The organism is Ruegeria sp. BJ3 (assembly GCF_056535665.1).
The window spans coordinates 1,144,608-1,157,687 of record NZ_JBQFIT010000001.1 but is presented as its reverse complement, the minus strand read 5'-3'; the positions used below and the strand labels follow the sequence as shown (position 1 = coordinate 1,157,687).

The window sequence follows — 13,080 nt, the reverse complement described above, 5'->3', positions numbered from 1 at the left end:
CGTATGGTCAAGCCTGCATTTTCACATGTCACCCAATGGGTGTTCGATCTGGACAACACCCTCTATCCGCCACAGATGCGCCTGTTCGATCAGATCGAGGTGCTGATGACGGAATACGTGGTCGAAGCCCTGCGCGTCGACCGGGCCGAGGCTGACCGGCTACGCCAGCACTATTGGCGCGAACACGGAACCACGCTTGCCGGGCTGATGGCCGAACATGATCTGGACCCCAAGCCCTATCTGCACGCGGTTCATCAGGTCGACCTGAGCCACATGGAGCCCGACCCTGCGCTGGCCGCGCATATCCGGGCCCTGCCCGGGCGGCGTATCGTCTACACCAACGGCAGCGCGCCCTATGCCGAGCGGGTTCTGGCCTCACGCGGGTTGGATGGGCTGTTCGACGCGATCTATGGGGTCGAACATGCGGGATATCGGCCCAAACCGGACAAGGCCGCGTTTGAAACGGTGTTTGCCCGCGATGGCATCCACCCCGACCGCGCCGCGATGTTCGAGGACGAGCCGCGCAACCTGAAGGCCCCGTATGACATGGGCATGCGTACGGTGCATGTCGCGCCCGATCCGCATGACGCGGATCACATCCACCACCATACCGATGACCTGACAGCCTTTCTGGCCCGTCTGATCTGAACCGGACCTCCGCCGAAAGACTGCGACGAAATGCGCCTGCGTGCAGCCTGAAACTGCGACGATCCGCGCATTCTGCAGCTGCAAAGTCGTTCCTACATCAGGCTCAGCGACGAACAGAACTGGAGACCCCGATGACCGCGATCGAGATGCCCGGCCGCCTGCCCTTCTGGCAGCGCCTGCTTTTTGCAATTCCACTGTTTGGCTGGCTGGCCCGCGATGCGGCCAATGGCAAGCCCGAGGATCTGGGTTATACCGTTGCGGCACTGCTCAGCATGTGGGGCTGTTCCGCCCTGTTGTTCGGCCTGCCGGGCCTGTATCTGCCGGCCTTGGCGATGGTGCCGGTGATGTTCCTGATTCTGGTCCTGATTTCACGCGGCTAGACTACGGGACAGGATGTCACTTGGCGCAGGCCCCAGAACCGCACTAGGGTCCGCAGGCAACGGAGAGTGACGCGATGACCGACAGTTGTGACATCCTGATTTCCGGCGGTGGCATCGCCGGTTTGACTGCGGCGGCCGTATTAGGCGCCGCAGGGTTCGACGTGATCTGCGTGGACCCGACCCCGCCCGTCACCGACCGCGACGCCGACGGGTCCGACCTGCGCACCACCGCGTTTCTGCAACCGGCCCACGGCCAGCTGCAGCACTGCGGGTTGTGGGACCGGCTGGAACCCCACGCCGCGCCGCTGCAGATCATGCGCATCGTGGACGCGGGCGGCGACATCCCTGAACCGCGCGTGGTGCGGGATTTCAACGCCGCCGATATCTCGGATCAACCCTTTGGCTGGAACCTGCCCAACTGGCTGCTGCGGCGCGAGATGGTGGCCCGGCTGCACGAACTGCCGAATGTCGATTTCCGCCCCGGCACCGGCACCGTCAGCCTGTTCACCCGCACCGCCGAGGCGCGTGTGGGCCTGTCCGACGGCACGCGCATCCGCACCAAGCTGGTGATCGCCGCCGACGGCCGCAACTCGCCCATGCGCGAGGCTGCGGGGATCAAGGTCCACACCACGCGATACGGGCAGAAGGCACTGGCCTTTGCGGTGACGCATCCGATCGCCCATGAAAACGTCTCGACCGAGATCCACCGGTCCGGCGGGCCGTTCACTCTGGTCCCCCTGCCCGACTGGGAGGGCCAGCCCTCGTCGGCGATCGTTTGGATGGAGCGCGGCCCGTGCGCGGTCGAACTACTGAACCTGCCCGAGGCCGAATTCGAGGCCGCGATGACCGAGCGGTCCTGCGGCCTGTTCGGGCCGCTGAAACTGGCCTCGCGCCGGACGATCTGGCCGATCATCAGCCAATCGGCCGAGCGCCTGTCGGCGCAGCGCGTGGCCCTGATGGCCGAGGCCGCCCATGTGGTGCCCCCGATCGGCGCGCAGGGGCTGAACATGTCACTGGGGGATCTACGCAGCCTGCTGGACCTGGCCCAAGCCCGGCCCGAGGGTCTGGGAGATGCCCAGATGCTCGAGGCCTATCACATGGCCCGCCACACCGAAATCGAACTGCGCGTCAAAGGGATCGACCTGCTGAACCGTGCCTCGATGGTCGAGGCACGGCCGTTGCGCGATGCGCGCGCTGCGGGGCTGAACGCGCTTTATTCGATGCCGGTGGTGCGCAAGACGCTGATGCAGATGGGCCTCGGCGTGCGCTGAGGCCCGTACCGGCCTACAGCACCTGATCCAGAACCCGCTTCAGCCGGGCCACCGTGCCATCGACATCATACAGCTTGTCCAGCCCGAACAGGCCGAGGCGGAAGGTGCTGAACCCCTCGGGCTCGTCACATTGCAGCGGCACCCCGGCGGCGATCTGCATGCCCAGCGCGGCAAATTTCTTGCCGTTCTGCACCTCGGGATCGTCGGTATAGCTGACCACCACCCCCGGTGCGCCAAAGCCTTCGGCCGCGACCGAAACGACCCCCTTGTCGCGCAGCATCGCCCGCACCGCATTGCCCAGCCGCCATTGCGCATCGCGCAACTTGTCGAACCCATAGTCACGGGTCTCCAGCATCGTGTCCCGGAACGCCCGCAGCGCATCGGTGGGCATGGTGGCATGATAGGCATGGCCGCCGCCCTCATAGGCCTGCATGATCTGGCGCCATTTCTTCAGGTCCAGCGCGAAACTGTCCGAGGCGGTCTCGGCCAGCCGCGCCTCGGCGCGGTCGGACAGCATGACCAGACCGGCACAGGGCGAGGCGCTCCAACCCTTTTGCGGGGCCGAGATCAGAACGTCCACGCCGGTGGCCTTCATGTCGATCCAGGCACAGCCCGAGGCGATGCAGTCGAGCACCATCAACGCACCGACCTCGTGCGCGGCGGCGGCCATCGCCGATACATAGTCGTCCGGCAGAATGACCCCGGCCGAGGTTTCCACATGCGGCGCGAACACCACGCCGGGTCGCTGGCTGCGAATGGTTTCGACCACCTCGTCGATCGGCGCTGGCGCAAAGGGCGACGGGCTGGAATTCCCCGTTTGACGGGCCTTCAACACGGTGGCTGACGCCGTCAGCCCCCCGGTTTCGATGATCTGGCTCCAGCGATACGAGAACCAGCCGTTGCGCACCACCAGCACATCGGCACCGCGGGCGAACTGGCGGGCCACGGCCTCCATCGCATAGGTTCCGCCACCTGGCACCACTGCTACGCCTTCCGCGCCATAGACCTCACGCAGCATCCGTGAGATGTCGCGCATCACCTGCTGGAACGCCTGCGACATGTGGTTGAGCGAGCGGTCGGTGAACACGACCGAGAATTCTTCGAGCCCGTCCGGATCGACTGTATTCAACAATGCCGGCATGTTGTCTCCTTTTCTGGGTTGCTCACTTTCTGAAGGCTTTGCATCTGTTGGTAAAGTGCTCATTGACCCTCATGCGCTTCCCGTAGGTCAACGGTCAGAAGCTCGGCTGGACACCCGTTTCAACAGCCTGAGAGACCGAATTGACGCCAATTAGTGTCACCTCTCTCTTTACACCTTGACGTGTTTCTGAACAGATACGCACATCTTGAGCTTGAAAGGATATTTTAGACCGTGAACGTTCAAAAGCGGATCAGTTTTCAATTCGTTCGGGACGAAGTGAAGCGGCGGATCGAGACACGGGTCTGGCCCCAGGGTTCCTTGCTGCCGACCGAAACCCAGCTTGCCGAAGAGTTCAACTGCGCGCGCGCAACCGTCAACCGTGCGCTGCGCGAACTGGCCGAGCAAGGGTTCGTCGAGCGCAAGCGCAAGAGCGGAACGCGGGTCAAGAAATCACCCAGCAAACAGGCCAAGCTGGAACTGTCGCTGGCCCGTCAGATCGTCGAAGACCAGAACCAAACCTACCGCTATGCCCTGGTCGAGCGCAGCGTTGACACGAGCCCCGGCTGGCTCAGCTCGCAACTGGGTCTGCCGCCGCAGTCGCAGATCCTGCATCTGGTGTGTATGCACTATGCCGACAACCGCCCGTTTCAACACGAAGAACGCTGGATCAACATTTCGGCCGTCCCCGAGGTTGAAGATGCCAATCTGGAAGAGGTCGGGCCGCATGAATGGCTGTTGAACGCGAACCCCTTCATTGACGCCGAGCTTGCACTCTACGCCATTTCCGCCGACAGCCATCTGGCAGATTACATGGGAACAACGACCGGGGCCGCGATGATTCAGCTTGAGCGCATGACATGGAAAGACGGACAGCCGGTTTCGTTTGCCCGCCTGACCCACCATCCGGGCTATTGCATCCGTACCCGCTACTGACCGCTAGCCAATCGGCCCGGGCAGGCGTTCCTCGCTCAGCAGTACATTTGCTTCGACATCCCCTGCCCCCGGCAGGGTCATGATACGCCGACGCAGGACGCGTTCGAAGTCCGCCAGGTCGCGCGCGACCACGCGCAGCCGATAGTCGTACAGGCCCAGAACGTGTTCCACGGTTTGCACCTCGGGAATGGCGCTGACGGCGCGTTCGAAATCCTCGAGGCTGACCTGGCCTTTGCGCGCCAGCTTGACGCCCAGAAATACGGTGACGCCGAACCCCAGCGCCTCGGCGTTCAAGCGCAGCCGGCGCCCCTTGATGACACCCGCCTGCTCCAGCCGCCGGATCCGGCGCCATGTCGCGGGCTGCGACAGCCCGAAACGCCGCCCCAGCGCCCCCGCGCTTTGCGTCGCGTCCTGAGCCAAGGCCCGTAGAATCTTCCTGTCCAGATCATCCAGCTCGATCATACCGGCAGCACCTCGTCCCGCTTGACCCGCGCGATGTGCATCAGGGCCTCGATGTCGGCGATATGCGGCAGGGTCAGGATACGGTCGCGATAGACCTGCTGATAATGCGCCATGTCCCGCGCGATGACGGACAGGCGGACATCCACCCGCCCCAGAAAGGTCTGGATCTCGATCACCTCGGGCACTTTGCGGGCGGCATCGGTGAATTCGTCGAAGGCGCGCGGCTGGGTCTTGTCCAAGGTCACCCGCAGCGACACCTCGACCGCATAGCCCATGGCGGACCAGTCGATCACGGCCTCCTGCCCCTGAATGATCCCGGCGGCCTGCATCTTCTCGATCCGCCGCCAGCACACGCCATTGCTGATCCGACACCGCTCGGCCAGTTCGGCGGTGCTCAGGCTTGGGTCGGCCTGAAAATGGCGCAGGATGCGGCGGTCGATGTCGTCAAGCATTACTTTTTCAAGTTTTCCGGTTTCTAAGAATTATTCTTCACTTCTTTCGTCAATATCCAATGTCATCGCTCTCGCCAATAGCAATCACTGCAGATAGAACCGCAGCAATCGAAACAGAAAGGACCGGCAAAATGCGCGTCTATTACGATCGCGATTGCGACATCAACCTGATCAAGGACAAGAAAGTGGCCATCCTGGGCTATGGCTCTCAAGGCCACGCCCACGCGCTGAACCTGCGCGACTCGGGTGCCAAGAACCTGGTCGTCGCCCTGCGCGAAGGCTCGCCCTCGGCCAAGAAAGCCGAAGCCGAAGGCCTGCAGGTGATGGGCATTGCCGAGGCCGCGGCCTGGTGCGACGTCATCATGTTCACCATGCCCGACGAGCTTCAGGCCGAGACCTACAAGAAATACGTGCATGACAACATCAAGCCCGGCGCGGCCATCGCCTTTGCCCACGGCCTGAACGTGCATTTCGGCCTGATCGAGCCGAAAGAGGGCGTGGACGTCATCATGATGGCCCCCAAAGGCCCCGGCCACACCGTGCGCGGCGAATATGTCAAAGGCGGCGGCGTGCCCTGCCTTGTGGCGGTCCACACCGACGCGACCGGCAAGGCGCTGGAAATCGGCTTGTCCTACTGCTCGGCCATCGGCGGCGGCCGTTCGGGCATCATCGAGACCAACTTCCGCGAGGAATGCGAAACCGACCTGTTCGGCGAGCAGGCCGTTCTGTGCGGCGGTCTGGTCGAACTGATCCGCTGCGGCTTTGAAACCTTAGTCGAGGCCGGCTATGCACCCGAGATGGCCTATTTCGAGTGTCTGCACGAGGTGAAGCTGATCGTGGACCTGATCTATGAAGGCGGCATCGCCAACATGGACTACTCGATCTCGAACACCGCGGAATACGGTCAATACGTGACCGGCCCGCGCATCCTGCCTTACGAGCAGACCAAGAAGGCGATGAAAGAGGTTCTGAACGACATCCAGCAGGGCAAGTTCGTGCGTGACTTCATGCTGGAAAACCAGGTCGGTCAGCCCACGATCAAGGCTTCGCGCCGGGCCAATGACGAACACCAGATCGAAGAAGTCGGCAAAAAGCTGCGGGGCATGATGCCCTGGATTTCGGCCGGCAAGCTGGTCGATCAGGAAAAGAACTAAGCCCAAACGGCTTGGACCCAAGGGCGGCCCCGGTGGCCGCCCTTTTCATGCAGAACGGATGAACGGCCAGCGATGGTGCCTCAACCCAACATACGCGACTGGAGCGGCGTCATTGCCCTGGGCCTGATCTGGGGCGGCACCTTCATGGTCGTCGCGATGGCGTTGGAAGGCTATGGCCCGATCACGGTGGCCACGGCGCGGACGACGCTGGGCGCGGTGATGCTGCTGGCCTTGATGGGGCTGACCCGGCGGCGCATTCCCAGCCTGACACCAAGTCTCGCGTGGTCGGTAATCCTGATCGGCATCCTGTCCACCGCGCTGCCTTTCGTGCTGCTCAGCTGGGGGCAGCAATATGTACCCTCGGCCTTTGCCGGGCTGTCCATGGCCGCAATTCCGCTGATGGTTCTTCCGCTGGCGCATTTCTTCTCGGATGAACCCCTGAACCCACGTCGTTTCGTCGGGGTATCGCTGGGCTTCACCGGAGCGCTGGTGCTTATCGGCCCAGGGCTGGCGCAACTGGGCAGCGGGGCCGAGCCGCTGGCACAGCTGGCCTGCATCGGGGCGGCGTTCTGCTATTCGGTGGCGTCGATCCTGACCCGGCGCTGCCCGCCGATCGACCCGGTGGTACTGGCCGCACTGACATTGGTGGTGGGTGCGGTGATCCTGCTGCCGATCATGATGGTGACCGAGGGCGTGCCCGCACCGCAAGGCCTGCGCCCCACGCTTGCGCTGATCGTGCTGGGCCTTGTGCCCACGGCCTTTGCCACCCTGCTGCGGGTGTCGATCATTCGCAGCGCCGGGTCGGTCTTCATGACTCTGGTGAACTATCAGGTGCCGGTCTGGTCGATGATCTTCGGCGCGTGGATCCTGTCCGAGGCACTGCCGCTGCGGTTCTACATAGCATTGGCGCTGATCCTGACAGGCATGGCCATCAGCCAATGGTTCAGCCTGCGCAAGTTGCTGTTGGGCTACTGACGCGCGGCGGCTTCGACCTCGGCCACGATCCCATCGACCACCTGTGCCAAAAGGGCGTCATCCTCGCATTCCGCCATCACGCGGATCAAGGGCTCGGTGCCCGACTTGCGGATCAGCAACCGCCCCTGCCCGTTCAGCCGCGCCTCGGCATCAGCAATCGCGGCCTTGACCGTTTCCGCTTCCAGCGGGGCCTGCCCTTCGCCATAGCGCACGTTCTTCAACAGTTGCGGCACCGTCTCGAACTGCTGCGCCAGATCCGAGGCTTTGCGCCCCGAATTCACCATCTCGGCCAGGAAGTGCAACCCCGCCATCAGGCCATCGCCCGTGGTGGCATAGTCGCTCATGACGATGTGGCCGGATTGTTCACCGCCAAGGTTGAACCCGCCTTCCCGCATACGCTCGACCACATAGCGGTCACCGACCGCCGTCCGTTCCAGCCGCAGCCCGCGCGCGCCCAGAAACCGCTCGAGCCCCAGGTTCGACATAACGGTCGCAACAAGCGCGCCGCCTTTCAGCCGTTCGGAAGTGGCCCAGGCGGTGGCCAAAAGGGCCATGAGCTGATCACCGTCGGCGACCTGTCCGGTTTCATCAACGATCACCACCCGGTCGGCATCACCGTCGAGGCAGATGCCCACATCCGCCCCATGCGCCACGACGGCCTCGGCCGCCACGCGCGGCTGGGTCGAGCCGCAGCCCAGATTGATGTTCTTGCCGTTGGGCGCGGTTCCCACCGGGATCACCTCGGCCCCCAGTTCCCACAGCACTTCGGGCGCGGTGCGATGCGCGGCGCCGTTGGCGCAGTCGATCACCACCTTGAGGCCATCCAGACGCAGCTCGCGCGGCAGAGATGACTTGACCCGCTCGCCATAGCGGAATCGGGCGTCATCGACACGCCGGGCGCGCCCGATATTCTGCGCCTGCGCGGGTTTGACCCCCTCTTCGATCAGCTGTTCGATTTCAAGTTCGGCCTGGTCGGACAGTTTGAATCCATCGGGGCCGAAGAACTTGATCCCATTGTCCTCGGCCGGGTTGTGGCTGGCCGAGATCATCACACCCAAATCGGCCCGCATCGACCGGGTCATCAGCCCGACCGCCGGTGTCGGCACCGGCCCCAGCAGCAGCACGTTCATGCCGGTCGACGTCAGACCCGCCGTCAGCGCGTTTTCCAGCATATAGCCCGACAGGCGCGTATCCTTGCCGATCACCACCCGATGAACGCCCGAGCCATCCCGGCGGAAGTACCGCCCCACGGCCGCGCCGATCCGCAACGCCATCTCGGCCGTCATCGGATAGGTGTTGGCGGTGCCCCGCACCCCGTCGGTTCCGAACAGCTTGCGCATACCTGTTACTCCACAAAGTCCTGCCTGCGACCCGATTACCGGACAGCGGCCCACAGGCGCAAGGCCTGAGCGGTCTCTGCCACGTCATGCACCCGGATGATCTGCACACCTTGCGACAATCCGGCCAACGCAACGGCAATTGATCCCGGCGCGCGGGCATCCTTGCGCGGTTCCGCGCCGATCCGGCCGATGAAGCCCTTGCGTGACACGCCAAGAAGGATCGGGCAGCCCAACCCGTGAAACAGGCTGAGATTGCGTAGTAGGGTCAGGTTGTGTTCCTCGGTCTTTCCAAACCCGATACCCGGATCGACGATGATCCGGCCCCGATTCAGCCCGAGGCCTTCCAGCCGGGCCACTTGCCCCGACAGGAAATCGAAAACGTCCAGCAGAACGTCATCATAGGTCGGGTTGTCCTGCATCGTGGCCGGGTCGCCCTGCATGTGCATCACGCAGACCGGCACGTTGATCTTGGCGCAGAAAGCGCCAAGCGCGGGATCGAAGGTAAAGCCCGAAACGTCGTTGATCAGCCCCGCCCCCGCCTCGACCGCGGCCCTTGCCACGGCGGATTTGCGCGTGTCGATCGAAATCAGCGCCGGTGTCTCGGCCCGGATCGCGCGGATCAAGGGCTGGGTGCGGGCGATCTCTTCGTCCTCGGGCACGAAATCCGCACCGGGACGGGTAGATTCACCGCCGATGTCCAGAATGGTCGCACCGTGCGCGACCATTTCCCGGGCCGCCGCACACGCGGCGTCGGGGGTGTTGTGCTGGCCACCGTCGGAGAAGCTGTCGGGCGTGGCGTTAAGGATGCCCATGATCTGCGGCTGTGTCATGTCCAGACCGGCAATCGCGGCGCGCGGTCGTGTCAGCCGGTCCTGCCACGATTCAGGGATTTCGGCGGCCGCAACGATCCGGGGTGCCGCGTCACGTTGCAGGCATTCGGCATGGGTGAACCACAGGCCCTGCCCGGCCAGTGGCAAGGCCCCGTCCGGGCGCACAAGCCCGTGTTGCACCAATGGGCGATAGTAACTGGTCAAAGTTGCGCCTGCTCCACCGGAACCGCACGGAGCGGCGTTTTGGGCGACTCGGGCAGTTCCCCGCCAATGACCAGCATTTCGCTGGCCTCAAAGGTGGCGGCGAACCAGGCGGCCAAGGCCACCGCATCGGACGGCGCCGCCGAAGGCCCATCGACCGCATCCAACACGATCTTGGACGGTGCCCAGACACAGATCTGACCGTTCTTCATGGCCCAGTCCAGTTCGGTCCGGGTCGAGACGACGACGCAGCGATGATCACGCGCGGCCAGCACCCAGGCATTCTGCTCGATCGCCAGCAGGTCGATCCGGCGCTGGGTCATGGCATGCCCGGTCTGCGGCACCGGTAGTTCGGAAGCACCCACGCACAGAATCAGCGGTCGCTGTCGGTTTTCCAACTGGTCGATCCAGCCCGACAAATTGGCCGACTCAATCGCTGCATTCGACAGAAAGACCAGCCGGGGATGTGGACGCTCTTCCTCGATGACATCGTGATGGACGCCATCCTTGCCACGCACGATCTCGACTCCCAAAGCGCCCGGACCACGATCCAGTTTTTCAATGCGTACGAAAGCCCTTACCGCTTGAGGCTCAAGCAGGATCCGCTCGGCTATTCGATCCGCCAGCGTCTCGAGCAAGTTCAGACGCTCGGCCGCCAGTTCATAGGCAATGGCCTCGGTCACCCGGTCATAGGACAGGATGCGATCGACATCATCGTCGATGTTTTCGGTCAGCGGCCGCACTTCGACCACGATGTTGAAACAGATGCGCTGGGTGGTGCCCCGCTCGGCCTGAAAAGCGCCGATCTCGACCTCGACAATGTGGTCGCGCAGCGAGATACGATCCAGCGGCCCGCGTGGCGCGGTCGCCTCGGACCGTTCGGACGGGTGCGCAAAAGCAAGGCGGATTTCAGTACTCATGGCACGGGCCTTTTCGGGCAGATTGGACAGGTTTGCCCAAATTATTGGTTCCGCGCGGCTATAGCATTCAAGCAAACGCCATTCCAGCCGCCGAATGCGGCGTCAGGTGACGCGGTACCAACTCATCATACCCGATGCGGCGTGTCCAAGCATATGGCAATGCAGCAGCCAGTTGCCCGGGTTGTCGGTGACCAGCGCGATCTCGCGGGTTTCGCCGCGTTCGACCAGAACCGTGTCGCGCCACGGGCCAAGGGTCCCGTCCGGCAAGATCAGCCGAAAGTGGTGGCCATGCAGGTGCATCGCGTGCGGGAATACCGTTTCGTTCACGAAGGCAATCCGGTGAACGCTTCCCAAGGGCGCGTCCAGAAACGGGTCATCCGGTCGCTCGGCGTAGCCATTCAGCGCCCAGAACCGCCCCAGCTGAGCCAGTTCCCGGCCCGAGAGCTCGGTTTCGCCAATCCGCGCGCTTTCAAGCCAGCGCATGGCACCGCCCTGCAGCCTCATCTCGTGCCGCGGTACGTTGTTGAGGTCCGTCAATTCCGGAAGCGGGTTCGGCGGCAATGGCCGAACTCCCGACCGGGGAGTGGAAGCCGCCTGCCCCGCCACTGAAAATCGGGCCAAACCAAAGGCGCCGTCACGTTCCTGACTGAACAGGCTGGCCGTTTCCGCATTCGCAGCCAGCACATCCACCAACAAATCCGCACGTTGTGCCGGGGCCAGCGGGAACGTGTCCTCAATCGGGATCGGCTCGGCCAAAGGCATTCCATCCAGCGCGACGATCCATCCGGTCATTCCGTCCAGGCCAACAGTGAAGACACGCGCATTTGCGGCGTTGACCAACCTCAGGCGCAGGCGTTGGTTTTGTTGAACAGGAAAGGATGGGTCGAATGCACCATTGACCGTGATGAGGTTTCCCAACCGTCCAGCATGGCTGAGGTCATGGCCGTTGTCGAAATCTTGGGTAATCTGGGCCGTTTCCGGATCAAGTCGCCAGTCATCCAGCATCAGCACCAGATCCTGCTCCACATCCGGCGCCTCGGACTCGTGCACGATCAATGGGCCATACAGGCCACGGGCCACCTGTTCGACTGACTTGTTATGCGCATGGTACCAATAGGTTCCGGCGTCCGGCACGATGAAATCATAGTCGAAGGTCGCGCCGCCTGGAACCGCATCCTGAGTCAGCCCCGGAACGCCATCCATAGCGTTGTCGATGCGGATACCGTGCCAATGAACCGAAGTGGCTTTCGGTAATTCGTTCACCAAGCGGCGTTGAACACGCTCGCCTTGCCGCAGATGGATGGGGCTGCCCGGCACCTGCCCATCAAAGCCCCAGATAGCGGTTTCCGGAAACCCCGGAGGGGCAATCAACTGAGCGCCCTCGCGCGCAGTCAGGGTCAGCGGCGCGGAGCGCGCTGGCGTTGGAAACACCGCAAGCGCGGCGGCAGATTTCAAAAGGCTTCGGCGGCTCAGATTCATTGCGGGTCTCCTTGCCCGCAATATAGCCCCTGGTTTCACCCGCGCCATCAACGTTCCAGCGCGGGTGCGTCAATGCGCGCTAGTTGCTCGCAGTGCGGTAGTTGTGGCGGTAGAAGATATGCACACCGATGCGCGCAGTTTCCTTGTAAACGCGCGACCACGACGGGCGCACCGCCTTGGTGTGGTAATGCGTGGCCCCCGACGTGAGCGGATCGCTGACCCCCTCGATCGCCGCCTTGGCAACTTTGGCCACGCGCTCATAGGCTTTCTTCTCGTGAATGACTTCCTTGCGGCCGTCACAGGTATAGGTAAACTGGCACTGATATTTCTTGCCTGTTCCCTGACGGATCACGCCGCAGACGGTGTTCGGGAAACGGGTGCTTTCCACCCGGTTCAAAATCACCTCGGCAACCGCGAATTGGCCGCGCACGCTCTCTCCGCGCGCTTCGAAATACAGGGCCTCGGCCAAGCATTTCAGATCTTCGCCACCGCTGGCTTTGGGCTGTTGGTCCAGCCAGGCCTTGGTGTAGGAAATCTCAACCGGTTGGACCTCTTTCCTAGGTTGGAACAGCTTCAGATAGTCGCGAAAGCTTTGTCCCGGCACCTCGTTGCGCGACACCAGTTCGCGCTTGGCAGTCTCGGTGGCTTCCCTCTCGGCAACGGACGCACTCGGCATCACGGTTGCCGCCGCAATGGCAACAGCCAGTATATATCGTAGCATCAGATAACCTCGCACAGGCACTTCACGCGCCATACCCTCCCCCGGCGGGCGCGACGGGGTCTTAACGCAGAAGGCGCGAAAGGTCCAGTTCTGAGGAAAAAGCAAGAAAAATCTTGCCCGCGGGGCCAAAATTAATCAGCCACAGGTCCATCCCGAAACCACTATTCCTAGGG

General features: G+C 63.1%; 14 protein-coding genes. 6 read left to right on the top strand and 8 right to left on the bottom strand.

Annotated features, from left to right (window positions below; all coding sequences use genetic code 11):
• The first annotated feature begins 3 nt into the window (after positions 1–3).
• The 3 genes from ACR3EL_RS05800 to ACR3EL_RS05790 all read left to right on the top strand — a co-directional run bounded on the left by ACR3EL_RS05800 (position 4) and on the right by ACR3EL_RS05790 (position 2,299).
• Positions 4–648, top strand: a complete 645-nt coding sequence (locus ACR3EL_RS05800; RefSeq protein WP_170337930.1) for a pyrimidine 5'-nucleotidase — start codon at positions 4–6, stop codon at positions 646–648.
• Positions 649–779: 131 nt separating this feature from the next.
• On the top strand, positions 780–1,028 hold the full coding sequence (locus ACR3EL_RS05795; protein WP_170337928.1) for a hypothetical protein: 249 nt from the start codon (positions 780–782) through the stop codon (positions 1,026–1,028).
• 74 nt (positions 1,029–1,102) lie between these two features.
• Complete coding sequence (locus ACR3EL_RS05790; protein ID WP_170368694.1) at positions 1,103–2,299, top strand: UbiH/UbiF family hydroxylase; 1,197 nt, start codon at positions 1,103–1,105, stop codon at positions 2,297–2,299.
• A 13-nt stretch (positions 2,300–2,312) separates the two neighbouring features.
• Here the strand turns inward: ACR3EL_RS05790 and ACR3EL_RS05785 are convergent, their stop codons facing one another.
• Positions 2,313–3,440 carry an aminotransferase class V-fold PLP-dependent enzyme gene (locus ACR3EL_RS05785; RefSeq protein WP_170337925.1) on the bottom strand — a complete coding sequence of 376 codons (1,128 nt, stop codon included), beginning with the start codon at positions 3,438–3,440 and terminating at the stop codon, positions 2,313–2,315.
• A 231-nt stretch (positions 3,441–3,671) separates the two neighbouring features.
• On the opposite strand from ACR3EL_RS05785, the gene ACR3EL_RS05780 reads away from it, so the two are divergent.
• The gene (locus ACR3EL_RS05780; protein ID WP_170337923.1) at positions 3,672–4,373 is read left to right on the top strand and encodes a GntR family transcriptional regulator; all 702 of its coding nucleotides are present in this window, start codon (positions 3,672–3,674) and stop codon (positions 4,371–4,373) included.
• A gap of 3 nt (positions 4,374–4,376) precedes the next feature.
• Here ACR3EL_RS05780 and ACR3EL_RS05775 read toward each other — a convergent pair whose 3' ends face one another.
• Positions 4,377–4,835, bottom strand: coding sequence for an Lrp/AsnC family transcriptional regulator (locus ACR3EL_RS05775; RefSeq protein WP_170337921.1), 459 nt, complete (start codon positions 4,833–4,835; stop codon positions 4,377–4,379).
• Positions 4,832–5,287: an Lrp/AsnC family transcriptional regulator gene (locus tag ACR3EL_RS05770; protein ID WP_170337919.1), complete on the bottom strand. Its 456-nt coding sequence runs from the start codon at positions 5,285–5,287 to the stop codon at positions 4,832–4,834. Before ACR3EL_RS05770 ends, ACR3EL_RS05775 begins: the two co-directional genes overlap by 4 nt.
• A 131-nt stretch (positions 5,288–5,418) precedes the next feature.
• Here ACR3EL_RS05770 and ilvC point away from each other — a divergent pair, with 131 nt between their 5' ends.
• Together ilvC and ACR3EL_RS05760 are read left to right on the top strand one after the other, a co-directional pair.
• A complete protein-coding gene (gene ilvC, locus ACR3EL_RS05765; protein WP_093962496.1) occupies positions 5,419–6,441 on the top strand; it encodes a ketol-acid reductoisomerase in 1,023 nt (340 codons plus the stop codon).
• A 72-nt stretch (positions 6,442–6,513) separates the two neighbouring features.
• Complete coding sequence (locus tag ACR3EL_RS05760; protein ID WP_170337918.1) at positions 6,514–7,416, top strand: DMT family transporter; 903 nt, start codon at positions 6,514–6,516, stop codon at positions 7,414–7,416.
• Here ACR3EL_RS05760 and glmM read toward each other — a convergent pair.
• From glmM to ACR3EL_RS05735, 5 genes are all read right to left on the bottom strand, one after another.
• Positions 7,410–8,756 (bottom strand): phosphoglucosamine mutase, encoded by a 1,347-nt coding sequence (gene glmM, locus ACR3EL_RS05755; RefSeq protein WP_170337916.1) that lies wholly within the window; start codon positions 8,754–8,756, stop codon positions 7,410–7,412. The genes ACR3EL_RS05760 and glmM overlap by 7 nt on opposite strands.
• Positions 8,757–8,791: 35 nt before the next feature.
• Positions 8,792–9,790, bottom strand: coding sequence for a dihydropteroate synthase (gene folP, locus ACR3EL_RS05750; protein WP_170337914.1), 999 nt, complete (start codon positions 9,788–9,790; stop codon positions 8,792–8,794).
• Positions 9,787–10,707: a dihydroneopterin aldolase gene (locus ACR3EL_RS05745; protein ID WP_170337912.1), complete on the bottom strand. Its 921-nt coding sequence runs from the start codon at positions 10,705–10,707 to the stop codon at positions 9,787–9,789. The genes folP and ACR3EL_RS05745 overlap by 4 nt, the downstream gene beginning before the upstream one ends.
• 102 nt (positions 10,708–10,809) lie before the next feature.
• Positions 10,810–12,186: a multicopper oxidase family protein gene (locus ACR3EL_RS05740; protein ID WP_170337911.1), complete on the bottom strand. Its 1,377-nt coding sequence runs from the start codon at positions 12,184–12,186 to the stop codon at positions 10,810–10,812.
• Positions 12,187–12,265: 79 nt separating this feature from the next.
• Complete coding sequence (locus ACR3EL_RS05735; RefSeq protein ID WP_170337909.1) at positions 12,266–12,907, bottom strand: cell wall hydrolase; 642 nt, start codon at positions 12,905–12,907, stop codon at positions 12,266–12,268.
• Positions 12,908–13,080 lie beyond the last annotated feature (173 nt).